Source organism: Thalassovita mediterranea (genome assembly GCF_001458435.1).
GTDB classification, from domain to species: domain Bacteria; phylum Pseudomonadota; class Alphaproteobacteria; order Rhodobacterales; family Rhodobacteraceae; genus Thalassobius; species Thalassobius mediterraneus.
The window spans coordinates 160,302-182,603 of sequence record NZ_CYSF01000018.1 but is presented as its reverse complement, the minus strand read 5'-3'; the positions used below and the strand labels follow the sequence as shown (position 1 = coordinate 182,603).

Here is a 22,302-nt window from a genome sequence, read left to right as displayed (position 1 = left end):
TGAGAGAGCACTGGAACGCAATATCCAGTCCGATACAGTCAAGGTCGCAAGCTGTCCTTATCGACCCCGACAGCTCGTCCCATGGGCTTACAGACACCGTAGAACATACCGTAGAACAAGAGGTGCCTCTTGACGGTTTATCTCTGGGGTCGATAACCGTTGTTTAGCTGAGGTTTTAAGCTGATGCGGTGCCTGTAACGGGAACAGAAGGGTCATACCCAGCAGCCCCCGGGGCACCCCTTCCCAAAGTAACACACTAGAAACGCCTCAGCTTTTGGCTTTCTCTAGGAGCGGTAGACCCTGCCGGCCCCTTTCACCTTCGGTAAAAGTCTCGGCCTTCTACTTTTGTCGCCGAATCGCAGAAGAACGGTGAACTGATTTCCTTTGTCGCAGTGCCGCCGCTGGCTAAGGCGTCATCTTGGGGCATAGCGGGGAGCAAAACAAACGACCAAACTGCGGCTTACGCTCATTAATCCCCGCCAGGCGCTGCATGTGCCAGGCCAGTGCAGTGTTGCTGGATAGCACCGGTACGCCAATCTCGGCCTCGATCTCGGGAATGATCTGCAGGCAGCGCAAGTTGGTGCAGGAGATGACCACGGCATCACACGACCCATCACTGGCCGCGGCATTCGCAACGGCGCGCACCGCCTGTGCAATCGATGCCTCGGTGATGCGGGCAACGGTGTGGTCATTGCTCTCTTCGAACGATCCGAAGCTGGCAATTTCCAGCCCCGCATCCTGCAGCTTCTGCCGCATGCGCTGCGACACCTCGGGCACGTAAGGGGTCAAAAAACCGATACGGGCAGCGCCAAGGCTGCGGGTTGCGGCGATAATGGCCGCCAGTGGATCGGTGACGCGCGCGCGGGGAAACACCTGTTGCACCCGCGCCGCCACACGGTCGGATCCAATCACCGTGGCAGCAGAGGTGCAGCCATATCCGATCACATCAAAGTCAAGCGTGGGCGGCAGCAGCCGTGTTGCCGCAGGCAAATCCGTTTCCATACGGGCCAGTGTGTCTGGCTGAATTTCGGCCACCATCGGAATGCGGCTATGATAAAGCGCGACATCCTCATGGGCGATCATGCGGGCAAACTCCCATTCCAGCGTTTCGTCCGTTTCCAGAACGATCACCCCCAGATTGGCGCGGTTGCCGATCCCGCCATCGGTTTCAAAATCCAGCTTCATCCGCCCTCCTTTCAGATTACCGGCAGTTCCGGCGCGGCGCGCTCTGTCAACAGATGCGCACCATCGGCACGCAGGACGATGTTTTCCTCATGCACCATGATCCGCCCTGCCCCGTAGCCCAGCGAGGGTTCCAGCGTCAGCACCATCCCTGCTTCCAGAACGGTTTCGTCAAACCCCGCAAAGGACGGCCATTCGGTCAACTGCGTGCCCAGCCCATGCCCCAACCGGCCCACGTCGCCACCTTGATCGTCCATGTCTGCAATCACCGCCCGCATCGCGTCAAACACCCCGCGACAGGTTGCGCCGGGACGCGCAGCGTCGATCCCCGCCTCTGTTGCGCGCCATAGGGTGTCGTAGGCGCGGCGTGACAGATCATCGGCGCTGCCAATGGCGAAATTGCGATCAAAGTCACAAAAATAACCATCCCACGTGGCGCCTGTGTCCAGCATGACGACATCACCCGCCCGCAGCGGTCTACGTGACGGAGGAGAGATCACATCATGATAGCCCCCCTGATCCGCGCCGCCGACCAGATAGGGCACATCATCCGCGCCCTGCGCCAGTGCTTCGCGGCGAAACGCACGAAACAGATCCTCCAGCGGCTGGCCTTCGTGGGCGATGTCAGGCACGGCAGCAAAGCTGCGCGATCCAATGGCGCAGATGTGGGACAGTTTGGCGATCTCTGCCTCTGACTTGACCATGCGCAGACTGCGCACCAACGAGGTGGCATCACACAGCCGAAGCCCCGGCAGGCTGGCGATCAACCGTTCATAGTCCCCAAGCGGCATGCGTAGCGCGGTTTCATGCCCCTTCATCACCCCGATCTGCGCGCCTTGCGCCGCATAAGACGACAACAAATCCTGCAACAGGCTGATCCCGTCATCCTGCGGCGCGGGGGCGGACCATGTGCGAATATCTTCTACCCAAGTTTGCCGCATCAGGGCCGCGCCAATTTCGGGGATCACGGCAATTGGTTTACCCTCAGCCGGAACGAACAAGAACCAAGGCCGCGTCGGACTTTGCCAGAACAGGGTGTGAAAACCGCTGAAATAGCGCACCTCGGCCTCTGTCATCAGCAAAAGGCCCGCGATGCCCTCTGCAGCCATCAGGGCCTGCGCACGTGCTAAACGGGCGGCAAACTCCGCCGCCTCAAATCCGCGCTGGGGCGTGGCACCTGCCGCGTCAGACATGTTCGGCCTCTGCCTCAGCCATGATGGCGGCGAAAATGTCGGGGTCTGTCACCCCTTCGGATCCGATCAGCAACACCCGCGATGCACCGTCCAATCCCAGCGCCTGCGACAGGTCCGGCGACTGGCGGGCCGCGATTAGGGCGGCCAGACCTGCAACCGCGCTTTCGCCCGCCTCTACCAGCGGATCACCGGTGTAGCGTCGCGCCAACAGACGCACCGTGGGGGCCACGATGCTATCGGGGATGGTCAGGAAATCTGCCGCCTCTTCGTGCAGGATCTGCCACGCCATTTCCGACGGTTCACCGCAGGATAGGCCCGCCATGATCGTTTCCTCGGCAATGGCGACGGTAGTGGCTGTGCCAGACTGTGCGCTTTCATAAAGGCAGGCGGCCAGCTCGGGCTCTACGATGATCACCCGCGGGGCATCAGCGCCGTAATACTGCCGCAAGGCCGCAGCGACCGACGCCGCCAGCCCCCCGACCCCGCCTTGCAGGAACACATGGGTGGGCGGTTTGGCCATTGCATCACAGGCCTCGCGCGTCATAACGCCGTAGCCTGCCATCACGTCACGGGGCGGTTCGCTATAGCCCGGCCATGAGGTGTCAGAGACCACAAACCAACCGTTTGCCGCTGCCTCGGATTTCGCCAGATCGACCGAGGCATCGTAATCCCCCGAAATACGCACCACATCGGCGCCAAGGGCGCGCATAGCCTCGGCCCGGCCTTCGCTGACCTCGGCATGGATATAGATCCGACAGGGGGCACCCACACGCTGACAGCCCCAGGCCAGTGACCTGCCGTGATTGCCATCGGTGGCCGACACCAGCGTGATCTGCGCGCATTCGGCGCTGTAACGGCCATCGCGAATATCACTTAGGCTGACCTCGTGTCCCAACCGTGCGGTCAGTTCACGCTGCAGAACACGCATCGCAGCATAGGCGCCGCCCAATGCCTTGAAGCTGCCCAACCCAAAGCGCGGCCCTTCGTGTTTGTAATCAATCCGGCCGACACCGATTTGATCCGCTAGCCCCGCAAGTGAAACCAACGGCGTCGCCGCGTACCCCTGCCAAGAGGTGATTTCCCCCACCGCGCGATCGAAATCCTGTTCAGACAGCACCTCAAACGCCGCGCGCCCCGCATGGGGGGCACCAGCAACGTGTTGAATATTGGCTGCGGCAAAAACACTGATGAACTGGGTTTGCATGAATACTCCTCCCGGCCAGTCTCTTGGCCGTCTTGCGGGTCTGTTCCGCCCACTTTAGGACCACAAAGACGAAGACAGTGATAATTGATCGCGCGCGCGGGTAAGAAATTTATTGCCAATATCTAATTTGGCGATCAATTTCGGAACATGGACAGCAAAGACTTGGATATCCTGCGCCTGATGCAACGCAACGCACGCCTCACGGCGGAAGCGATCAGTCAGGACGTCGGCCTATCCCCCCCTGCCGTGCAAAAACGGCTGAAGAAGCTACGCGAAACCGGCGCCATTGAACGCGAAATCGCCGTGCTGTCCCCATCCAAATTGGGCCGCGACATGACCATAATTGTCGAGGTCATCCTTGAACGCGAAAGCCGTGCCCATCTGGATGAATTCAAACGCAAAATGCGCGATGCGCCCTGTGTGCAGCAGTGTTACTACACCACCGGCGAAGCGGATTTTCTGCTGATCCTGACGGTGCAAGACATCAAGGAATACGAAGCGTTCACCCAGGCACACTTCTTTGATGAATCAAACATCAGCCGCTTCAAGACCGCTGTTGTCATGGATCGGGTGAAGGCCTCTCTGGACGTTTTGTAACCCATTCTTACCTGCTTTGGACAGCTGACGCGCGGCGCGGACACCATGCCGCGGCAGGTGTCGTGATTATTTCATTTTGCATTCGATCCGGTTTGTTTTAGCTTTCCCAAAGATGAATTTCAGGAAAGCCGAAGATCTGATGACTTTGCCCCCAAACGTCTACGACGCAGAACCCATTCCCGAAACCGCCCGCGCCGAGATCGAGCGGCTGCTGAACTCGGGCGATCTGTTTCGCTACACGGCGGGCAAAGACGCCCCTGTGTCGCTGCTGGAACGCGATTTTGCCGATGCTTTGGGGGCTAAATACGCGCTAGCCGTCTCCTCTTGCTCAGCTGCGCTGTTCCTGTCGTTGAAGGCGCTGGGCCTGAAACCCGGCGCACGGGTGCTGATCCCCGCCTTTACCTTTGCGGCTGTGCCGTCGTCGATTGTGCATGCAGACTGCGTGCCTGTGCTGGCCGAGGTGGGCGATAACTACCGGATCGATATGGATGATTTCGCCGCCAAGCTGGACGATAGCATTGACGCGGTGATGATTTCGCACATGCGCGGCCACACGTCCGACATGGATGCAATCATGGAACTGGCCGCCGCACGTGGCGTGCCAGTGGTTGAGGATGCAGCGCATTCGCTGGGCACCAAATGGCACGGCAAAAACATCGGCACGCTGGGCAAAATCGGCTGTTTCTCCTTCCAAAGCTACAAAATGCTGAATTCCGGCGAGGGTGGCATTCTGATCACCGATGATGCGGATATTCTGGCACAGGCCACCATCATGTCCGGCGCCTATGAACACAACTGGAAGGCCCATCTGGCCCGCACGCCCGAGGATGAGGCAGAGCTGCAGGCCGCCTTTGACCGCTGGCAGAACAAGCTGCCGCTTTACAACCTACGCCTTGGCAACCTGTCAGCGGCTGTGGTGCGGTCGCAAATCGGTGAATTGCAGCGTCGCGTCAACGATGGCCGCCGCAACCACGACTATCTGGCAGATAAGTTGGAATTGTCACCATGGATCACCGTTCCGGAAAAACTGGCGCCAGAGGAACGCGCGCCGGATTCGATCCAGTTCAATCTGGTCGGCATGGAAGAGGATGAGGTGAAAGCCTTCCAAGAAGCGTCAGCCAAGCGTGGCGTAAAGGTGCAGGTCTTTGGCCTGTCGACTGACAACGCCCGCGCCTTCTGGAACTGGGAATTTCTGGGCAAGGCGCCCAGCCTGCCCAAAACCCGCGCCATGTTGATGCGCGCCTGCGATGCCCGCCTGCCCGCCCGCCTGACCCTGCCAGAGATTGACGTCATCGCAGACGCCCTGATCAAAGCGGCCCAAGACGTGCGCGGCAACACCAAGGCCATGGCGCCTGCCTAAGCCCCTTTCAATGTTCTAAAAATACTCATCTGTCCCCTACGCCCCCGCAGCGGCGGTGGGGTCAGATGGCGGCCAACACATCGTGCATAAATGGATGCGCCGCCACGTTGGGCGCAATGATCTGACGTTGCAGAATGTCGCGCATCGCACCGGCGACCTGCGCAGGCATATCCTGCAGGCTGTCACGCCGCGCAAAGAGCGAAATGCGCCGCGACAGCGGTGCAAAGGGCAGTTCAAACACATCCAGATCGCGGGCAAACCGCCGCGCGCGGTGCAGCGCCAGCGGGGTTAGGATGGTCCACCCGACACCTTCGGCAACAAGCGCCAGAATGGCGTGATAGCTGTCCAATTCGAACCGATGATCCAGTTGCAGGTTCTGCCGCGCCAGATGCGCGGCCAACAGCCTGCCCATGTGATGGCGCGTTGTATATTGCACCAAAGGCCGCGCCTGTAGCTGCGCCGCCAGATCACCGCTGTGGTCAATCATCCCCTTAGGCGCGGCGACCACGAATCCCTCTTCCAGCAGCGGATGCACCTCAACCCAGTCCGTCTCGGCCCCCATCTCTGCGGCAACGATCACGTCCAATGCCCGCGCTTCTAGCTGATCAAACAACGTGTGACTGGCGCCTGTGTCCAGCTGGAACTGGCACTGCGGCAATTCCGCCGCCAGATGGGTCAAAAGCGCGGGTGTGACGTCGGCTTCGAAATCTTCGATCATGCCTAAACGGAACCGCGTCAGCTGCGCCATATCGGCCATCGCCAATTCAGCCCGTGCCAGCGCCGCCTCATTCAACATCACACTGGCCCGCCGACGAAACAAATCCCCCGCCGGGGTCAGCGCAACAGGGCGCGCGTTGCGGCTTAGCAACGTCGCGCCCAAGGCGTTTTCCAGATTGGTCAGCTGCTGTGATACCGCCGAGGGGCTGGCCCCCAAACGGCGCGCTGCCGCCGAGATAGATCCCTCTTCGGCGGTTGCGACAAAAACTTCGACGCCCCAAAGCGTGATACGACCGGGGCTGTCGACCATGTTTATTTACCCAGTTTGCTGAGCTTGGATTGCAGATCCGCCAGCTGGGCTTTGATCTCATCCAGATCTTCGCCGTCGTCGGATTTGGCTGCGGGTGCTTCGGGTGCGGTGCTACCGCCTGCCCAACCACCAGCCATGCCCTGCGTCATCGCCTTCATAAAGGCTTCCTGCTGCGCTTGCAGCATTTCAAAGCCGGGCATGCTGGCCATCGGACTGGCCTTGGTCATGTTTTCCATCATCTTGGACTGACCATCGCGCAGCATCTCGAAAGAGGCCTGCAGGAACTGCGGCACCATCGATTCAGCCTGACTGCTATAGGTGCGGACCAGATCGGTTAGCACATTCACCGGCAGGATGTTTTCACCGCGGCTTTCATGTTCAGCAATGATTTGAAGCAGATACTGCCGTGTCAGGTCATCCCCTGATTTCAGATCAACGATCTGAACCTCGCGGCCATCGCGGATGAAACCGGCGATGTCCTCCAGCGTCACATAATCGCTGGTCTCCGTATTATAAAGACGGCGGCTGGCATAGCGCTTGATCAGCAGCGGAGTGTTGTCATCTGCCACGGAGGTCCTCCCACAGGTTTGTCACGGCACAGAAAACTCTATGCGAGTGCAGAAACAAAAGTAAAGAGCGGGCTTGGGAAAGCCCGCTCTTGGCGCATCTGGGAGGAGGAATGATGCGCCGAATTTCTGCCGGGAGGAGGGGCAGAAAAACGTGCTGGCCGGAGCCAGTCTTATTTCGCTGCTTTCTTGGCAGCAGCAGTCGCGTCTTTCGCGGCTTTCTGAACAGCTGCAGAAGCTTCTTCGCTCATGTCTTTGCCAGCGGCCATCATCAGCTCAACGGTTTCGCTCTGCAGTTTTTTGGCGATCTCAGCGAAAGCAGCCATGTTTTCAGCAGCGGTTTCTGCCTGTGCGGATGCGAAATCACCCAGCGCCTTGGCGTAATCGGACGGCTCTTCTTTAACTTTGGCAACGTCGCCCAGCTTCGCCAGGGTGTCTTTGGTCCATTTGCTGGACAGTTCCGACGATTTTTCGGCAGCGGTCAGCGCGGCAGAGGTCAGCTTTTCGTTCAGCGCAGCTTGGGTTTTGAAGGCATCTTCAACGGCTTTGGTGTCAACGGGGAACGCGCCCATGATGTCTTTCATCATCGCGGTGAAATCTTGGGTCTTGGCCATGTTTCTATTCCTTGTCTGATCCGCAATGGCATGAGGGATGGGGTAATGCGTCGCCATCTGCGGTTGGGGTGTCATTCAATCTTACACCCAATATGATTGCTGCGCCGCAGCAAATCAAGGATTTTTGCTGCGGCGCAGAAAGAAATTTTAGAAAATAAGTAAAATCAGATAGTTGCCTTTACGGCAACATAACGACCCGGGGCTGGGTCAAGCGCGGGATAACCCGAATCCCCCGGAACCCGTGCAGGAACCATCTTGCCTGACTTCTTGTCCAGCCACGCCTCCCAACGGGGCCACCAGCTGCCTTCGTGGAAGGTTGCGCCCTCCATCCAGCCGTTCGCATCCGCATCCAGATCGGTGTTGGTGTAATGGCCGTATTTCTTTTTGCTGGGCGGGTTCACGATGCCCGCGATATGGCCAGACTGACTGACAATAAAGGTCCTGTTCTTGGCGCCAGTCTGCTGGAAACCGCGATAACAATCCTTCCAACGGGCAATATGATCCGTTTCGCAGGTAACCGACATCAACGGAATATCAACGTCAGACACATGCAGGGTTTCCCCCAGAACTTTATAGCCGTCACCAACGAATTCATTGCCCTGACACAGCCCGCGCAGATATTGCATGACCATGCGCCCTGGCAGGTTCGACCCATCGCCGTTCCAATAGAGCAGATCAAAGGCCGGCGGTGCCTCGCCCATCATGTAGCTTTTGATCGCGGGGCCATAAATCAGATCGTTGGAGCGCAGAAAGCTCATGGTGCGCCCCATGATAAAGCTACGCAGGATACCCTGCTGGGCAACCTCATCCTCGATCCCGTCAACAAAATCATCCTGAAGGAATGGGGTGAATTCACCCTGTTCGCCAAAATCAGTCAGCGCGGTAAAGAAGGTGGCGGATTTCACCGTTTTATCACCACGTTTTTTCAGCAGAGCCAGCGTCAGATGCAGCGTGGTGCCTGCAATACAGTAGCCAACGGTGTTCACCTGCTTTTCACCGGTGATCTCTTTCACCACACGGAACGCTTCCAGATAGCCCTGTTCGATATAATCCTCCATCCCGATGTCTTTGTCTTCGGGGCGGGGATTGAACCAGCTGACCACAAACAGTGTATACCCCTGATCGGTAATCCAGCGGATCAGGCTGTTCTGCTCTTTGAGGTCCAAAATATAGAATTTGTTGATCCACGGCGGGAAAATCACCAAAGGCGTCGCATGCACCTGATCGGTGGTTGGTGCATATTGGATCAATTCCATCATGTGATTACGATAAACCACCGATCCCTTCGCCGTCGCCACATTGCGCCCCAGTTCAAAGGCGCTTTCGTCCGACAGGCGCACCAGCATTTCACCATTGTTCGCCTCTAGGTCCGCAACCAGATTTTCCAGACCTTTGACCAAGCTTTCCCCTTCTGTCGCGATCGCGCGTTCCAGCGCATCGGGGTTGGTGCCCAGAAAATTGGTCGGCGACATCATATCGACGATCTGTTCGCTGAAATATTTCAGCCGATTGCGATCAACTTCGCCCAAACCCTCAACATTTGCGACCGCAGTGCGCACAGCGTCCGCGTTCATCATGTATTGTTGTTTGACGTAGTTAAAATAGGGGTGGGTCTGCCAAAGGGGGTTGGAAAACCGGCGATCCGTAGGGGTCGGATCGGTAGGCGCCTCCAACTTGCCCTTTGCCAGTGCCTGACTGGCCTCAAGGTAGTGTTTGACCGAGTTACCCCAGAATTCCAGCTGATTTTCAAACAACTTGGCCGGATCCTGCATCATGTTGGCCCAATAGTGACCAGCCGCTTTGACGAACACATCCTGATCTGGTGCAGACAGCTGAGCATTAGGGGGATTGCGACGGGCAAGGGCCGCAACAAAGCGCTTTGACAGGTCTTCGACCCGAGCCAAATTCTGTTCCAGCCGTTCCAAATCTGCGCTGTGATCAACCTCTTTTGTTGTCATATCACCGATTCCCCCCTAGTTTTGCTGCTGTGCAGCATTTACTGTCCGCTACAAACGTGTCCTTTTGTTAACGGTCCTGCGATACCATGACCCTAAGACAACATGGCACAGACTCAAAGACTGGATTGCCATAAGCCCTGTTAACACGTCAGGTTGGCACAAAAATGGAACAAGGATGAACCGGATCCGATAAACCCCGGGACAGGAGAAGGAGACGCCTATGCGTTACATGGCCACCTACGACCTTATGGAAACCCTCCGCAATACCAACCAATGGCTTGGGGCCTCTGCCCTATCCTTTGCATCCTATCCAGCCTTTGCAATGGTTCCCAATCCAGCCCTGCAATGGATGGCCGCCTGGGGCGAAGTGACCGAGCGCAGCTTTCAGCGCATGGTGGCGAAGCCCGACTGGGGCATTCATTCCTTTACCTGCGAAGATGGCAAAGACCATCTGGTCAACGTCGAAACCGTGGTTGAGGGCGATTTTGGCGACCTTATCCATTTCAAGGTGATGGGCCGCGAAACCAAACCGCGTCAGGTGATGCTGGTGGCACCGATGTCGGGTCACTACGCGACCCTGCTGCGATCCACGGTTATTTCACTGCTGCCCGACTGCGAAGTTTACATCACCGACTGGCACAATGCCCGCGATATCCCTGTGTCCGCTGGTAAATTCGATATCGAGGATTACACCCTCTATCTGGTGGATTACATGCGCCATCTGGGGCCCGACACACATGTGATCGCCGTCTGCCAGCCCGCACCGCTGACGCTGGCGGCCACGGCCTATCTGGCAGGTGAGGAACCCGATGCCCAACCACGGTCGCTGACCCTGATTGGCGGCCCGATCGATCCAGATGCCAACGCAACCGATGTGACCGATTTTGGCCACCGCGTCACCATGGGGCAGCTGGAACAAATGATGATCCAACGTGTTGGTTTCAAATACAAAGGTGTCGGTCGCAAGGTCTATCCGGGGCTGTTGCAGCTGTCATCGTTCATGTCGATGAATGCAGACCGCCATTCCAAGGCGTTTTCCGAACAGATCCAGCGTGTGATGAAGGGCGAAGCGTCCGATCACGACGCTCACAACCGGTTCTATGATGAATATCTTGCGGTGATGGATATGACTGCAGAATTCTACCTTAGCACCGTCGACCGGATCTTTAAGAAAGGGGAAATCGCCAAAAATGCCTTCACCATTGAGGGCAAGCCTGTCGATATCGCCAAGATCACCAATGTTGCCGTGAAGACCGTCGAAGGTGCGGATGACGACATTTCCGCCCCGGGCCAATGTGTGGCGGCACTGGATCTGTGCACTGGTCTGCCGGACGATATGAAGGCCAGCCATCTGGAACCGGGCGCGGGCCACTACGGCATCTTTGCTGGCAAAAGCTGGCGCAACAACATCCGCCCGCTGGTGCTGGAATTTATCGACGCCAATGCCGGGCCGCGCAAAAAGGCCAAGGCCAAAACCGCTAAACCGACCCCCAAGGCGGCAAACAAACCGACCAAAGCCGCAAAATAACGCGGCACTTTGGCCGACACGCAACAGCGCAGCACGACGATACGTCGGCTGCGCTGTTTTCGTTTGTGCCGATGTTGCAGTCAGCCAGAGTGTTTTGAAAACAACCGCCGCATCCAACGCCAAATCGGGCGCAGGTCCATCATCGCAATCGCCGCCCCTAACGGCAGCATCCAGAACCCGACAACAGGCAGAAAACCGACCACACCCATTGCCATCAGCAACAGGCCAAGTGCCAGCCGCGCCCCCGGGGGCACCCGACGTGCAATCAGCCTTCGTAAATAGCGATAGCGCAGGCGCCACCTAGGGGTTGAGCGGTGTTTCGGTGCGGTCACTGGGTCAGCACATAGGGCTGTTTCAACCAACCCAGCAATGCCTCTGTGACTTGGTCAGGCTGTTCCAGCGTTGGCAAATGCCCAGCGCCTTCGATGATTTGCAGCTGCGCGTAAGGCAACAATTGCGCCATAGATTGATGCCGCTTTACTGGTGTCATGCGATCTTCGGCACCGCATAGAACCAGCGCAGGCACCTTGCAGCGACGCAAGGCAGACTGCATGTCACGGCGGCGTTGCAACGCGCGGCATTGGCGCACAAACACATCGGGCCCAAAATCCTGCGCCATTTCGAAAAACTGGTTCAGTACAGCCATACGCTTGGGCCCCTGCGCCAGAAAATCGGGCCGCATCATTTCGCGCAGCGCATCATCGAACCGGCCCGATTTCGCCGCGATAATCCACGGTTCATAAACCGTCGCGGACTGCGGGGTTTCCGCCAATGCGTTGGTATCCATCAGGGCAATCCGACTGACACGATCAGGCGCGCGGCGCAGGATTTCCATCGCCACGATGCCCCCCATCGACAACCCCGCCAGGGCAAAACGTGCCGGCAGCTGGTCCAGCAACCCCTGTGCAATCTCTTCGATCCGGTCCCCATAGCAGATCGGCGCGACGGTGGTTGGCGCCATACGGCTCAACACCTCTAGCTGCGGGGCATACATCCGCGCATCACACATCATGCCAGGCAACAAAACAATTGGCTCTTGCGGCATCTAATCCCTCACCCCTAACAAAAAACTGTGCTGCCATCCAACAGCGCGCCAAACCTGTGCGGCACGGCGCGAACTGTCAATGGGTCAGAGGGAGATGACCCAGCGACCGCAAAAATCGCAGGAAGATCAAACAGCCGAATAGCCGTTCCAGCGGAATTCACCGTTCGGTCCCAAGGTGGAAAACGGGTTATGCGCCACTTCCCAGACCGTGCCTTCAGGGTCGGCGAAATAGCCGTGATAGCCGCCCCAAAACACCTCTGCCGGACGTTTCAACACAGTCGCCCCAGCGTTTTCAGCGGTAGAAATCACGGCGTCCACTTCTTCGCGGGTCGCAGTATTGTAGCCCAAGGTCACTGGGGCAAATCGCGCCGTATCAGTGACCTGTGCATTTACAATTTGATCTTCAGACACCTCCATATCCTCTGCCAAAGCAGCCAACGGATAGAGCCCCAGTACCTGCCCCAACAGATCAAAAACCACGATGCCATCGGGCGTTTCGACCTGCCGCCAGCCCATGGCGGTATAAAACCCTGTCTGCGCGGCCACATCACGGCAGCCCAGAGTGATCAGTGAAATGCGTTGCTCCATCATATTTTCGTCTTTCTTCAATAAATCATAAGAACATTAAGTGAACATTAACAAATCGACGATAAAAATCAATTCCAAGGACACCGCCAACGCCATAACAGGAAAGGCCGCATGACACGCATCACTGAACAGCACGCCCCGATCCCACCACCGGGGCGCACTGAGGATAGATATTACTGACGCGCCAAAACGATTTTGACCGACTTCGCGATCAGGGCCAGGCATTCTGGATCGGAAAACCGATGATCCGCGCCCTTCACCAAAGTCAGGCGAATATCGTCGCCCTCTGCATGTTCCAGCAGACGCACGGCGGTTGCGGTTGGGACGGCTGTATCCTCTGTGCCCTGCAGGAACCGCACAGGAAACGGCAGCGACAGCGGATCGCGCAGCACCAAACGGCTGCGTCCCTCTTCGATCAGGCGTTTGGTGATGATGTAATCTTCGTCGTACTCCGACGGGATCGCCACATGGCCTTCTGTTTCCAGTGACGCCTTTTGATCGTCGGTGAAGCTGGCCCAGTAGCCATCTTCGGTGAAATCCGGCGCAGCCGCGATGGTGACCATGCCCGCAATCCGCTCTGGCCGTGCCTTGGCCAGAAGCAACGCCTGCCAACCGCCCATCGAACTGCCGACCACAATAATGGGGCCGTCAATGACCTGATCGACAATCGCAAGGGTATCCTCATGCCAATCGCCAATCGCGCCCTCGGCAAACTCACCGGAGCTGATGCCATGGCCGGAATAGTCAAAGCGCACAAAGGGATAGCCCTTCTCTTGCGCCCAGGCCTCTAGGTGGACAGCCTTGGTGCCCTCCATGTCGGATTTGAGCCCGGAACAGAACAGGATTGTCGGCCCCTGCCCTTCGGTCTGGTTATAGGCGATGCGGCGCCCCTGCGGGGTGTCGAGAAATTTCATTGTGGCCTCCGATTTTTGGCCACGTTACCCGCTGGTTTACAAAGGGAAAAGCCGAACCCGCATGCAGACGACCGTCTAATGCGTTTAAAAAACCTCACGCAATGATCACAGAAAACCTGTTTTGTTTTCCCCACCCGATCCTGTATGACACCGGGGTTCTACGGAAAGAGGCGAAAATGGCGGTCGGCAAGGGCAATATTTACACGTGGTTTGAAGGTGCATGGCGGGATGAAAACACCCCGATCATTCGTGCGGCGGATCATGTTTCGTGGCTAGGCAGCCAAGTGTTTGACGGTGCGCGCGCCTTTGAGGGTGTGATGCCCGATCTGGACCTGCACTGCGCCCGTTTGATCCGCTCGGCCGAGGCGATGGGCATGACGCCCTGCACCACCGGCGACGAGGTGGCAGGACTGGTGCGTGAAAAGGTGGCGCAGATGGATCCGCAGGCGCAGCTGTATATTCGCCCGATGATGTGGGCGACCGAAAGCGGCGCGGGGGTGATTGATCTGGACCCGACCAGCAGCGCTTTCGCCATCTGCATCGAGGAGATGGCGATGCCGGGCACCGAGGGCTTTTCGCTGACCGTGGCCCCCTATCGCCGCCCGCGTCAGGACATGGCCCTGACCGAGGCGAAGGCCGGTTCGCTTTACGCCAACAACGGTCGCATCATGGCCTATGCCCGCGCGCGCGGATTTTCCAACGCGCTGTCGCTGGATATCGACGGCAATGTCGCCGAAACCGCATCCACCAACGTGTTTCTGGTGCGCGATGGCGTGGTGTTCACACCTGCGCCCACCGGCTGTTTCCTCAACGGTCTGACACGCCAGCGGGTGATCGGCCTGTTGCGCGCCGACGGGATCGAAGTGCAGGAAACCACCCTGACGGTAGAGGATTTCCGCGACGCGAATGAGATTTTTGCAACCGGCAACATCGCCAAGGTGATGCCTGTCTCAAAACTCGACGATCGTGAATTGGGCATTGGCCCGATCAGCCTGCGCGCACGCGCGCTGTATTGGGAATTTGCGCATAGCAGCGCGGCCTAACCCCCGTTAATCCCGCCCCGTAAATCCCGCAATTAAACAGCCCCGCCCGTCACAGGTGGGGCTTTTCTATGTTCAATCGCTGCACCTCGCTTGACTTGCCCCGTGCGCAGGATCAAAAGGGGCGCACACATATAACCCGCAACCGGGCGTTCCGTGGGCGCCAAACTGACGAGGAGGCCGAATAAATGGCTCAAGTCTCTCTTACTTTCCCCGATGGCAATGCACGTTCCTATGACGCAGGCGTAACCGCCGCAGAGGTCGCAGCCGACATCTCTAAATCGCTGGGCAAAAAGGCAATTTCTGCCAGCATCAATAGCGCACATTGGGATCTGCAATGGCCGATCAACGAAGATGCGCAAATCGCCATTCACACCCTGCAGGACGATGAACAGGCGCTGGAGCTGATCCGTCACGATCTGGCCCACATCATGGCCCGCGCGGTTCAGGAAATCTGGCCCGACGTCAAAGTGACCATCGGCCCGGTGCGCGATCACGGCTGGTTCTACGATTTCGACCGCGAAGAGCCGTTCACGCCCGAAGACCTCGGCACCATTGAAGCGCGGATGAAGGACATCATCAACGCCCGCGACGCGGTGAAAACCGAAGTCTGGGACCGCGCTCGCGCGATCAAACATTACGAAGACAACAACGAACCCTTCAAGGTCGAGCTGATCAACCGCATCCCCGAAGGCGAAGACCTGCGCATGTACTGGCATGGCGATTGGCAGGATCTGTGCCGTGGTCCGCACCTGCAAAACACCGGTCAGGTGCCTGCGGATGGCTTCAAGCTGACCCATGTGGCTGGTGCCTACTGGCTGGGTGACAGCGACCGCCCGATGCTGCAGCGGATCTATGGCGTGGCGTTCAAAAACCGCAAGGATCTGAAGGCCCATATGACCATGCTGGAAGAGGCCGCAAAACGCGACCACCGCAAGCTGGGCAAAGAAATGGGTCTGTTCCACATGCAGGAAGAGGCGCCCGGTCAGGTCTTCTGGCACCCGAACGGCTGGCGCATTTACACCACCCTGCAAGACTACATGCGCCGCATGCAGGACAAGGATGGTTATGTCGAGGTGAACACCCCGCAGGTCGTTGACCGCAAGCTGTGGGAAAAATCCGGCCACTGGGACAAGTATCAGGAGAACATGTTCATCGTTGAGGTGGACGAAGATCACGCCCGCGAAAAGGCAGTGAACGCGTTGAAACCGATGAACTGTCCCTGCCACGTTCAGGTGTTCAACCAAGGTCTGAAATCCTACCGCGATCTGCCGCTGCGCATGGCCGAGTTCGGCTCTTGTGCGCGTTATGAACCTTCGGGCGCACTGCATGGTATCATGCGGGTGCGTGGTTTTACGCAGGACGATGGCCACATCTTCTGTGCTGAGGATCAGATCACATCTGAAACCGCGAAATTCATCGCCTTCCTGTCCAAGGTCTACGCCGACCTTGGCTTCCACAACTGGACCATCAAACTGTCCACCCGCCCTGAAAAGCGGATCGGCAGCGATGAAACCTGGGACAATATGGAGGCCGCGCTAGGCGACGCCTGTAAGGCCGCTGGTTATGATTTCGAAATTTTGGAGGGCGAAGGCGCCTTCTACGGTCCGAAGCTGGAGTTCACCCTGACCGACGCCATTGGTCGGAACTGGCAGTGCGGCACGCTGCAGGTGGACGCCAACCTGCCCGAACGGCTGGAGGCCAGCTTTATCGGTGCGGATGGTGACAAACACCGCCCCGTTATGTTGCACCGGGCCTGCCTGGGATCGTTTGAACGTTTCATCGGCATTCTGATCGAAGAACACGCAGGCAAACTGCCGTTCTGGTTGGCCCCGCGTCAGGTGGTTGTGGCGGCGATTGTTTCGGATGCAGATGACTACTGCCTTGAGGTGGTCGAAGCCCTGCGCGCCGCAGGTGTGCGGGCCGAAGCGGACCTGCGCAACGAAAAGATCAACTATAAGGTCCGTGAACATTCACTGGGCAAAGTGCCGGTCATTCTGGCCTGTGGCCTGAAAGAAGTGGAAGAGCGTACCGTATCGACCCGCCGCCTTGGCGAGAAACAGACCAAGGTCCAGACCTTGGACGAGATCGTTACACAGCTCACGAAAGAAGCGACTCCGCCGGACCTTCTGTAACATTTCAACACCGGAATCCTACGGCCCGTAGCGGAATCCCCGCTGCGGGCCTTTTTCATTGCAAAATTTTCCCATTTTAGGGGGCGAATCCTCACGACAGCACACGCGCCCATGATGCACGGCCTCGTGAGTAGCTTGTCAGAAGATCCTCGGGCTAGTGTTTGGGTGTCACCACATCAGGATGACCTGAGTTACAAACCTAGTAAGGGAAGAGATTAATGTCCGATAAAACCATCAAGACCCTGGCCGTCGCTGGCGCAGTTGCAGCAGCCCTGACCGCAACCACCTCCACCGTCGCCCACGCGATGGACAAAGAGAAGTGCTACGGCGTTTCGCTGGCAGGTAAAAACGACTGTGCAGCCGGCCCCGGCACCACCTGCGCAGGTTCCTCGACCGTAGACTACCAGGGTAACGCCTGGACCTTCGTTGACGCAGGTTCCTGCATGGACATCGAACTGCCCGCAATGGCCGACGGCAAAGCGCGCAAAGGTTCGCTGGAAGCACTGGACCGCGACCTGCCGGCATAAGCCGCAGCCCGTGTTCTGCCGACAAGGGGCACACGCCCCTTGTCACCCCCACCTTGGTTAACGCCACTCACCGACGCCCGCCCGGGTGGGAACTTGTTAAGAGTGTTCGGATAAGCTGCCCCATATACCCCTCGTGGTGGGGCAGTTTTTCCTTTTCAGGTCGCCACAAAGCGACCATCCTATAAAGACCTGCTGCGGTGCGACCCGCCGCTGCGCACGTCAAACTTACGTCCAGCTATCGGAGCGATCGCATGTTCGACCAGTCCAACCACCTGCCCGCCCTGCCCGGCGTTGGCTACAAACCGCAGCACTATAGCGATCTGGTCGCTGATCCTGCACCCGTAGGCTGGCTAGAAATTCACGCGGAAAACTACATGGGGGCTGGTGGCCGCCCAATCGCCCAGCTGAAACAGCTGTCTGAACGCTTCCCCATCTCGGTGCATGGCGTAGGCCTGTCCATCGGCGGCGAAGGATCGCTGGACCCTGATCACCTGTCGCGCCTGAAACATCTGTGCGATTGGCTGAACCCGGCCAGTTTCTCTGAACATCTGGCATGGTCTACTCATGAAAGCGCGTTCATGAATGACCTGTTGCCCCTGCCCTATACCGAGGCGACGCTGCAGCGTGTCTGCGATCACGTAAACCAGTTGCAGGACACCATCGGTCGTCGGATGCTGCTGGAAAACCCGTCATCTTATCTGGCCTTCGACGAATCCACCTATGAAGAGCCCGCCTTCCTCTCCGAAGTGAGCAAGCGTACCGGCTGCGGCCTGCTGCTGGATGTGAACAACATTTTCGTTTCGGCCACGAACCTGAACTACAGCCCGCAGGCCTATGTCGATGCCTTTGATCTGGCCAAAGTGGGTGAAATTCACCTTGGTGGCCACGATGAGGATGAGGATGAGCATGGCGCACCCCTGCTGATCGACAGCCACGGCCGCGAAGTGGCCGATCCTGTCTGGACGCTGTTGGATTATGTGCTGGATCGCTCCGGCCCGCTGCCCACATTGATCGAATGGGATACCGATGTGCCAGAATGGCCCGTTCTGGCCGAAGAGGCACGCCGCGCCCAAGCTGCGCTGAACAAATTGCACGCACAGGTGCCCGCATGAGTCAGACCGCCTTCAACGCTGCCCTTTTGGATCCTACCGCGGATCGCCCCGTGGGCCTGTCGGATTCCCAAGGTCGCCCCGCGGGCAAGCGGTTCGATGTTTACCGTAACAACGTGACGGTATCGCTGCGCGAAGCACTGGAAACCGGCTTTCCTGCCACGGCGCGCCTGCTGGGCGAGCAGAATTTCAACGCAATCGCAACAGGTTACCTGCGCGCCAACCCACCGTCTTCGCCGTTGATGATGCTCTATGGGGGTGGGTTTCCGCGCTACATCGCAGCGATCCCAGCGCTGGCAAAACTGGCCTACCTGCGCGATGTGGCGCGTTTGGAGTATGCGCTGCGCCAAAGCTACCACGCGGAAGATGCGCCTGCGCTAGACCCCGCGAAACTGGCCACGATGGCGCCAGAAAAATTGAACAATGCGCGTTTAACCTTTGCCCCCGCAACGCAACTGGTGCTGACCGAATGGCCAATCCACGCCATCCGCGCCAAAGCGTTGGGCGAAACAGATGAAAACCCGCCCGGCGTGGCCCAACCCACGCTGGTCACCAGGCCGGAATTCGATCCGATCCTGACCCCGCTGCCCGCAGACCAAGCCGCCCTATTGGCTGACCTGATGCGCGATAAAACCCTGGCCGAGGCCAGCACCCTACATCCCGGCGCCGATCTAGGACAGCTGCTGGGGACACTTCTTGCCAGCATGGCCCTAACAGACATCCATGTGGAGGACACATAATGCACGCCCTTTTGACCCTTTATTCCCGTGTCGCTGACGGGTTGAACCGCGCCGACTGGGTGCTGCCGACTGTTGCCCGCTTTGTTTTCGCCGCTTCGCTGTTGGGTTACTTCTGGGCTTCGGCCTTGACCAAACTGGGCGACGGGTTCTTTGGCCTGTTCACCCCGTCGATTGGCGCTTATGCGCAAATCTTTCCCAAAGTGTTTGAGGCGGTCGGGTATGACGCTTCGCAGCTTAGCATTTTCCATTGGGCCGTTGTTATGGCGGGCACTTACGCTGAATTTGTCTTGCCGCTGTTGGTGGTTCTGGGCCTGTTCACCCGCCTTTCGGCACTGGGCATGATCGGTTTTGTACTGGTGCAATCGCTGACCGACCTTTACGGCCACGGTGGCATTGAACATGTCGAAACACTTGGTGCGTGGTTTGACCGTCTGCCCGATGGCGTGATCCTGGATCAACGCGGGTTCTGGTTCCTGTTGCTGCTGACGCTGGTGATCAAGGGCGGTGGCCCGCTGTCGATCGACCGTATTCTGTCGGGCCGTGCAGCGCCGCTGGCCAACCCGGCCTAAGCGCCCCGCTTACCAATCAAAAAGGGCAGCGCGCATTCGCCGCTGCCCTTTTTCATGTGTGCCTTTGCGATGTTATGGGTTTAGCCGATGCCCAAAGCCGCCTGTGTGTCTTTGGTCCAACCCAAAAACATCTCGCCCGCGTCAGACACGATCAACGGCCGCTTCATCAAGGCGGGATGTTGCGCCAACAAAGCCAATGGCGCCTCTGCGCGGGCCGCTTCATCCAACCCACGCCAGGTGGTCGAACGGGTGTTCAACAAAGCATCCCCAAACTTTTCATACGCCTGAGATCGAATAGAATCATCCATAGGTTGATTGCGAATATCGACCAGTTCCGCACCCGACAATGCCTTCACCGCTTTTCGGCAGGTGTCACAATTTTTCAGACCGTAAATTTTCATTTTTCCCCTCGTTTCTAGGCTTTGGGCAGTAAATCGCCCCAAACACCGTAGTTTTCGCCCTGTTTTGCTTGATTTTTACACCAGTGATGTAATCATCAATCTGTGACTTTGGCACACAGGATCCCAGATCTTTAGTTAGAATAGTTTAGATAAGTTTGGAATCCTTTCCCGCCGATGTGACATGGACCCCGCATTCTCTGGGGAAGGAACGGATAGAAGGAGACACGGAAGATGCCAACAGGCACCGTGAAATGGTTCAACACCACCAAAGGTTACGGCTTCATCGCACCCGATGATGGCGGCAAAGACATTTTTGTACATATCTCAGCTGTGGAACGGTCTGGCCTTACAGGTCTGGCTGACGAACAGAAAGTCAGCTTCGAGCTGATTGATGGCCGCGACGGCCGCCAAATGGCGGGTAGTCTCAGCCTGGTCTGATCCCACAGCCCCTGATCACCACCACGATCAATGGCCGGTTATTGAGGCATTGAAATGCCTTCATCCCTTGCGCATTAGCGGCAAGGCTAGTGCTGATTTTGCGCGATCCAAATCAGACACAAACTTAGGGCCGGCAATCAGAACTATATTTTAAAACAAAAGGGTGACGGTCCGCCGTCACCCTTATTTTGGTCCCAATACACGCTGTGGCATGACCACAGATTAGTTTGTGTAGCACCCTTTCTGCCCTTCGGGGCAGATCACGCCGGACGACACCGGCTGCGACATAGGTTTGCTGGCGCTGTAGCTGCGTTTGCTACCGCCGTGACGCATCATCGCCTGATAACTGATGCTTTGGTTCGGTACACCGCAACAGATCACCCCATCCATCGACACCGGCTGCTGGCCTGCGGGGCAATGGTTGGCGACACCTTCGTATGGATAAACGCTCGGCGCAGCCGCGGCAGTTTGCGGTACGGCGGTCATGGTGGCGAACAGCGCGGCAGCCATTAGGCTAGGCGTCGACACCTTCACTAGACGAGAAATGATCATGGTCGGTCCCCTGAAATATCCGTGAAAACGAATGGTTAATGCACTTATCCCCAACCTAACCAAGCCCCCGCGCGAGGCCAAATAGAAACTGCAACCATGCAGGAAATGACGGCTCACTGTTTCGCAAGTGCCACCAATCCACCGCCGCCACATTAACCTTTGCCAAAACAACAACGGCCCGCTGGTGGAGCAGCGGGCCGGTCTGGGCAGGATCGCCACGTTAGTGGTGCAGCGAACGCTTGCCGAACTCACCTTCTAGCCGCTGGCGCAGTTTTTTACTGGCCGCCTTAACCGCGTGGGTAATATCTGTTGCGTCATGATGCACCGCGTAGGGGCGCATGCCTTCGGGGCGGGCCTCAACAGTGGCGCGGATATCTTCTCCGCCTTTGGGTCCACGCATGTCCTTCACGTGGACCTCCACCCGCGTCAACCGAGAGGCAATCGGCGCTAGGGTGGATGTGACCAGTTCTTCACAAACCTCGGCAAGACGTTCATCGCCGTGAATGTTGTGGTCGGTGTTGATCTGAATATGCATCAGAGCCTCCTTCTTGTTCTTCATCAGCTTATGGTGATTCATTTGGGGGGATTTTGATCTGGAACAAGATTGTTCGCGATTTTCTGACAGCCATGCGCGCAATTATGCCAGAGAGGTGAGCGGCCTTGAAATCAGCGCGGCGAGGGCCAAGATATTATAAACAGACACGCAACAGAACGGGGGTTAACCCAATGATATGGAATATGTTTCGGAAACTGACGGGCAAACGATCCGCGCCGGAACTGACCGTTATCGGGTCTAGCCCACGCACCAAGCCCCGCGCTGCCGAAAGCGTCAAAGCCCCCCGTTTCAATCCCCTCCCCCGACTGCGCGGCAACAGCTGTGCCTGGGTGTCTGAGGGCACAAAAAACGCCAGTTTCACCCAGTACCGCTGCACCACCTGCGGGGTGGAGGCGTTCAGCCGCACAGGCAAAGCCCCGCGCCAATGCAAACGCGGGGTTGAGGGTGGGCTGTAGCCCA

25 protein-coding genes are annotated in these 22,302 nt (G+C 57.8%); 11 read left to right on the top strand and 14 right to left on the bottom strand.

Annotated elements, in window-relative coordinates; all coding sequences use genetic code 11:
• Positions 1 to 405 precede the first annotated feature (405 nt).
• The 3 genes from TM5383_RS15920 to TM5383_RS15910 are packed head-to-tail and all read right to left on the bottom strand — an operon-like array spanning position 406 to position 3,579.
• A complete protein-coding gene (locus TM5383_RS15920; RefSeq protein ID WP_058320024.1) occupies positions 406 to 1,185 on the bottom strand; it encodes a maleate cis-trans isomerase family protein in 780 nt (259 codons plus the stop codon).
• An 11-nt stretch (positions 1,186 to 1,196) separates the two neighbouring features.
• On the bottom strand, positions 1,197 to 2,375 hold the full coding sequence (locus TM5383_RS15915) for a M24 family metallopeptidase (protein WP_058320023.1): 1,179 nt from the start codon (positions 2,373 to 2,375) through the stop codon (positions 1,197 to 1,199).
• Positions 2,368 to 3,579, bottom strand: coding sequence for a diaminopropionate ammonia-lyase (locus TM5383_RS15910; RefSeq protein WP_058320022.1), 1,212 nt, complete (start codon positions 3,577 to 3,579; stop codon positions 2,368 to 2,370). Before TM5383_RS15910 ends, TM5383_RS15915 begins: the two co-directional genes overlap by 8 nt.
• A gap of 147 nt (positions 3,580 to 3,726) precedes the next feature.
• Between TM5383_RS15910 and TM5383_RS15905 the strand changes: the two genes are divergently transcribed.
• Together TM5383_RS15905 and TM5383_RS15900 are read left to right on the top strand one after the other, a co-directional pair.
• On the top strand, positions 3,727 to 4,176 hold the full coding sequence (locus TM5383_RS15905; protein WP_058320021.1) for an Lrp/AsnC family transcriptional regulator: 450 nt from the start codon (positions 3,727 to 3,729) through the stop codon (positions 4,174 to 4,176).
• 139 nt (positions 4,177 to 4,315) lie between these two features.
• Positions 4,316 to 5,536 carry a DegT/DnrJ/EryC1/StrS family aminotransferase gene (locus tag TM5383_RS15900; RefSeq protein ID WP_058320020.1) on the top strand — a complete coding sequence of 407 codons (1,221 nt, stop codon included), beginning with the start codon at positions 4,316 to 4,318 and terminating at the stop codon, positions 5,534 to 5,536.
• A 61-nt stretch (positions 5,537 to 5,597) separates the two neighbouring features.
• Here TM5383_RS15900 and TM5383_RS15895 read toward each other — a convergent pair whose 3' ends face one another.
• From TM5383_RS15895 to phaC, 4 genes are all read right to left on the bottom strand, one after another.
• Entirely contained in the window at positions 5,598 to 6,563 is a 966-nt protein-coding gene (locus TM5383_RS15895; RefSeq protein WP_058320019.1) for a LysR family transcriptional regulator, read from the bottom strand.
• 2 nt (positions 6,564 to 6,565) lie between these two features.
• Positions 6,566 to 7,132: a polyhydroxyalkanoate synthesis repressor PhaR gene (phaR, locus tag TM5383_RS15890; RefSeq protein WP_058320018.1), complete on the bottom strand. Its 567-nt coding sequence runs from the start codon at positions 7,130 to 7,132 to the stop codon at positions 6,566 to 6,568.
• Positions 7,133 to 7,302: 170 nt separating this feature from the next.
• Positions 7,303 to 7,743: a phasin family protein gene (locus TM5383_RS15885; RefSeq protein WP_058320017.1), complete on the bottom strand. Its 441-nt coding sequence runs from the start codon at positions 7,741 to 7,743 to the stop codon at positions 7,303 to 7,305.
• Between the two features lie 164 nt (positions 7,744 to 7,907).
• Entirely contained in the window at positions 7,908 to 9,701 is a 1,794-nt protein-coding gene (gene phaC / locus TM5383_RS15880; RefSeq protein ID WP_058320016.1) for a class I poly(R)-hydroxyalkanoic acid synthase, read from the bottom strand.
• A gap of 220 nt (positions 9,702 to 9,921) precedes the next feature.
• Here phaC and phaZ point away from each other — a divergent pair, with 220 nt between their 5' ends.
• On the top strand, positions 9,922 to 11,229 hold the full coding sequence (gene phaZ / locus TM5383_RS15875; RefSeq protein WP_058320015.1) for a polyhydroxyalkanoate depolymerase: 1,308 nt from the start codon (positions 9,922 to 9,924) through the stop codon (positions 11,227 to 11,229).
• Positions 11,230 to 11,309: 80 nt separating this feature from the next.
• Here the strand turns inward: phaZ and TM5383_RS15870 are convergent, their stop codons facing one another.
• The 4 genes from TM5383_RS15870 to TM5383_RS15855 form a co-directional block, all read right to left on the bottom strand.
• The gene (locus TM5383_RS15870; RefSeq protein ID WP_076400191.1) at positions 11,310 to 11,561 is read right to left on the bottom strand and encodes a hypothetical protein; all 252 of its coding nucleotides are present in this window, start codon (positions 11,559 to 11,561) and stop codon (positions 11,310 to 11,312) included.
• Positions 11,558 to 12,274, bottom strand: coding sequence for an alpha/beta fold hydrolase (locus TM5383_RS15865; protein WP_058320014.1), 717 nt, complete (start codon positions 12,272 to 12,274; stop codon positions 11,558 to 11,560). The genes TM5383_RS15870 and TM5383_RS15865 overlap by 4 nt, the downstream gene beginning before the upstream one ends.
• A 126-nt stretch (positions 12,275 to 12,400) precedes the next feature.
• Positions 12,401 to 12,865, bottom strand: coding sequence for a VOC family protein (locus TM5383_RS15860; protein WP_306345464.1), 465 nt, complete (start codon positions 12,863 to 12,865; stop codon positions 12,401 to 12,403).
• A gap of 170 nt (positions 12,866 to 13,035) precedes the next feature.
• Positions 13,036 to 13,776 carry an alpha/beta fold hydrolase gene (locus TM5383_RS15855; protein WP_058320013.1) on the bottom strand — a complete coding sequence of 247 codons (741 nt, stop codon included), beginning with the start codon at positions 13,774 to 13,776 and terminating at the stop codon, positions 13,036 to 13,038.
• A 101-nt stretch (positions 13,777 to 13,877) separates the two neighbouring features.
• Between TM5383_RS15855 and TM5383_RS15850 the strand changes: the two genes are divergently transcribed.
• The 6 genes from TM5383_RS15850 to TM5383_RS15825 all read left to right on the top strand — a co-directional run bounded on the left by TM5383_RS15850 (position 13,878) and on the right by TM5383_RS15825 (position 19,896).
• Positions 13,878 to 14,819: a branched-chain amino acid aminotransferase gene (locus tag TM5383_RS15850; RefSeq protein ID WP_306345463.1), complete on the top strand. Its 942-nt coding sequence runs from the start codon at positions 13,878 to 13,880 to the stop codon at positions 14,817 to 14,819.
• Positions 14,820 to 15,004: 185 nt separating this feature from the next.
• Positions 15,005 to 16,951 carry a threonine--tRNA ligase gene (gene thrS / locus TM5383_RS15845; RefSeq protein WP_058320012.1) on the top strand — a complete coding sequence of 649 codons (1,947 nt, stop codon included), beginning with the start codon at positions 15,005 to 15,007 and terminating at the stop codon, positions 16,949 to 16,951.
• A gap of 218 nt (positions 16,952 to 17,169) precedes the next feature.
• Positions 17,170 to 17,478 (top strand): BufA1 family periplasmic bufferin-type metallophore, encoded by a 309-nt coding sequence (locus TM5383_RS15840; protein WP_058320011.1) that lies wholly within the window; start codon positions 17,170 to 17,172, stop codon positions 17,476 to 17,478.
• Positions 17,479 to 17,729: 251 nt separating this feature from the next.
• The gene (gene bufB, locus TM5383_RS15835; protein WP_058320010.1) at positions 17,730 to 18,590 is read left to right on the top strand and encodes an MNIO family bufferin maturase; all 861 of its coding nucleotides are present in this window, start codon (positions 17,730 to 17,732) and stop codon (positions 18,588 to 18,590) included.
• Positions 18,587 to 19,327 carry an HvfC/BufC N-terminal domain-containing protein gene (locus TM5383_RS15830; protein ID WP_058320009.1) on the top strand — a complete coding sequence of 247 codons (741 nt, stop codon included), beginning with the start codon at positions 18,587 to 18,589 and terminating at the stop codon, positions 19,325 to 19,327. The genes bufB and TM5383_RS15830 overlap by 4 nt, the downstream gene beginning before the upstream one ends.
• Positions 19,327 to 19,896, top strand: coding sequence for a DoxX family membrane protein (locus TM5383_RS15825; RefSeq protein ID WP_058320008.1), 570 nt, complete (start codon positions 19,327 to 19,329; stop codon positions 19,894 to 19,896). The genes TM5383_RS15830 and TM5383_RS15825 overlap by 1 nt, the downstream gene beginning before the upstream one ends.
• 80 nt (positions 19,897 to 19,976) lie before the next feature.
• Here TM5383_RS15825 and TM5383_RS15820 read toward each other — a convergent pair whose 3' ends face one another.
• Positions 19,977 to 20,297: an arsenate reductase family protein gene (locus tag TM5383_RS15820; RefSeq protein WP_058320007.1), complete on the bottom strand. Its 321-nt coding sequence runs from the start codon at positions 20,295 to 20,297 to the stop codon at positions 19,977 to 19,979.
• Between the two features lie 231 nt (positions 20,298 to 20,528).
• On the opposite strand from TM5383_RS15820, the gene TM5383_RS15815 reads away from it, so the two are divergent.
• Positions 20,529 to 20,735, top strand: coding sequence for a cold-shock protein (locus TM5383_RS15815; RefSeq protein WP_058320006.1), 207 nt, complete (start codon positions 20,529 to 20,531; stop codon positions 20,733 to 20,735).
• A 222-nt stretch (positions 20,736 to 20,957) separates the two neighbouring features.
• Here TM5383_RS15815 and TM5383_RS15810 read toward each other — a convergent pair whose 3' ends face one another.
• Together TM5383_RS15810 and TM5383_RS15805 are read right to left on the bottom strand one after the other, a co-directional pair.
• On the bottom strand, positions 20,958 to 21,287 hold the full coding sequence (locus tag TM5383_RS15810) for a hypothetical protein (RefSeq protein WP_143570278.1): 330 nt from the start codon (positions 21,285 to 21,287) through the stop codon (positions 20,958 to 20,960).
• 220 nt (positions 21,288 to 21,507) lie between these two features.
• Positions 21,508 to 21,846 carry an HPF/RaiA family ribosome-associated protein gene (locus tag TM5383_RS15805; RefSeq protein ID WP_231725189.1) on the bottom strand — a complete coding sequence of 113 codons (339 nt, stop codon included), beginning with the start codon at positions 21,844 to 21,846 and terminating at the stop codon, positions 21,508 to 21,510.
• A 179-nt stretch (positions 21,847 to 22,025) separates the two neighbouring features.
• Here TM5383_RS15805 and TM5383_RS15800 point away from each other — a divergent pair, with 179 nt between their 5' ends.
• Complete coding sequence (locus TM5383_RS15800) at positions 22,026 to 22,298, top strand: hypothetical protein (RefSeq protein ID WP_058320003.1); 273 nt, start codon at positions 22,026 to 22,028, stop codon at positions 22,296 to 22,298.
• Positions 22,299 to 22,302: the final 4 nt, after the last annotated feature.

Bases quoted from the DNA above. Each gene is read 5' to 3' on its own strand.
- TM5383_RS15920 (WP_058320024.1), bottom strand. From the start codon at position 1,185: ATGAAGCTGGATTTTGAAACCGATGGCGGGATCGGCAACCGCGCCAAT.
- TM5383_RS15915 (WP_058320023.1), bottom strand. From the start codon at position 2,375: ATGTCTGACGCGGCAGGTGCCACGCCCCAGCGCGGATTTGAGGCGGCG.
- TM5383_RS15910 (WP_058320022.1), bottom strand. From the start codon at position 3,579: ATGCAAACCCAGTTCATCAGTGTTTTTGCCGCAGCCAATATTCAACAC.
- TM5383_RS15905 (WP_058320021.1), top strand. From the start codon at position 3,727: ATGGACAGCAAAGACTTGGATATCCTGCGCCTGATGCAACGCAACGCA.
- TM5383_RS15900 (WP_058320020.1), top strand. From the start codon at position 4,316: ATGACTTTGCCCCCAAACGTCTACGACGCAGAACCCATTCCCGAAACC.
- TM5383_RS15895 (WP_058320019.1), bottom strand. From the start codon at position 6,563: ATGGTCGACAGCCCCGGTCGTATCACGCTTTGGGGCGTCGAAGTTTTT.
- TM5383_RS15885 (WP_058320017.1), bottom strand. From the start codon at position 7,743: ATGGCCAAGACCCAAGATTTCACCGCGATGATGAAAGACATCATGGGC.
- phaC (WP_058320016.1), bottom strand. From the start codon at position 9,701: ATGACAACAAAAGAGGTTGATCACAGCGCAGATTTGGAACGGCTGGAA.
- phaZ (WP_058320015.1), top strand. From the start codon at position 9,922: ATGCGTTACATGGCCACCTACGACCTTATGGAAACCCTCCGCAATACC.
- TM5383_RS15865 (WP_058320014.1), bottom strand. From the start codon at position 12,274: ATGCCGCAAGAGCCAATTGTTTTGTTGCCTGGCATGATGTGTGATGCG.
- TM5383_RS15860 (WP_306345464.1), bottom strand. From the start codon at position 12,865: ATGATGGAGCAACGCATTTCACTGATCACTCTGGGCTGCCGTGATGTG.
- TM5383_RS15855 (WP_058320013.1), bottom strand. From the start codon at position 13,776: ATGAAATTTCTCGACACCCCGCAGGGGCGCCGCATCGCCTATAACCAG.
- TM5383_RS15850 (WP_306345463.1), top strand. From the start codon at position 13,878: ATGATCACAGAAAACCTGTTTTGTTTTCCCCACCCGATCCTGTATGAC.
- thrS (WP_058320012.1), top strand. From the start codon at position 15,005: ATGGCTCAAGTCTCTCTTACTTTCCCCGATGGCAATGCACGTTCCTAT.
- TM5383_RS15840 (WP_058320011.1), top strand. From the start codon at position 17,170: ATGTCCGATAAAACCATCAAGACCCTGGCCGTCGCTGGCGCAGTTGCA.
- bufB (WP_058320010.1), top strand. From the start codon at position 17,730: ATGTTCGACCAGTCCAACCACCTGCCCGCCCTGCCCGGCGTTGGCTAC.
- TM5383_RS15830 (WP_058320009.1), top strand. From the start codon at position 18,587: ATGAGTCAGACCGCCTTCAACGCTGCCCTTTTGGATCCTACCGCGGAT.
- TM5383_RS15825 (WP_058320008.1), top strand. From the start codon at position 19,327: ATGCACGCCCTTTTGACCCTTTATTCCCGTGTCGCTGACGGGTTGAAC.
- TM5383_RS15820 (WP_058320007.1), bottom strand. From the start codon at position 20,297: ATGAAAATTTACGGTCTGAAAAATTGTGACACCTGCCGAAAAGCGGTG.
- TM5383_RS15815 (WP_058320006.1), top strand. From the start codon at position 20,529: ATGCCAACAGGCACCGTGAAATGGTTCAACACCACCAAAGGTTACGGC.
- TM5383_RS15810 (WP_143570278.1), bottom strand. From the start codon at position 21,287: ATGATCATTTCTCGTCTAGTGAAGGTGTCGACGCCTAGCCTAATGGCT.
- TM5383_RS15805 (WP_231725189.1), bottom strand. From the start codon at position 21,846: ATGAAGAACAAGAAGGAGGCTCTGATGCATATTCAGATCAACACCGAC.
- TM5383_RS15800 (WP_058320003.1), top strand. From the start codon at position 22,026: ATGTTTCGGAAACTGACGGGCAAACGATCCGCGCCGGAACTGACCGTT.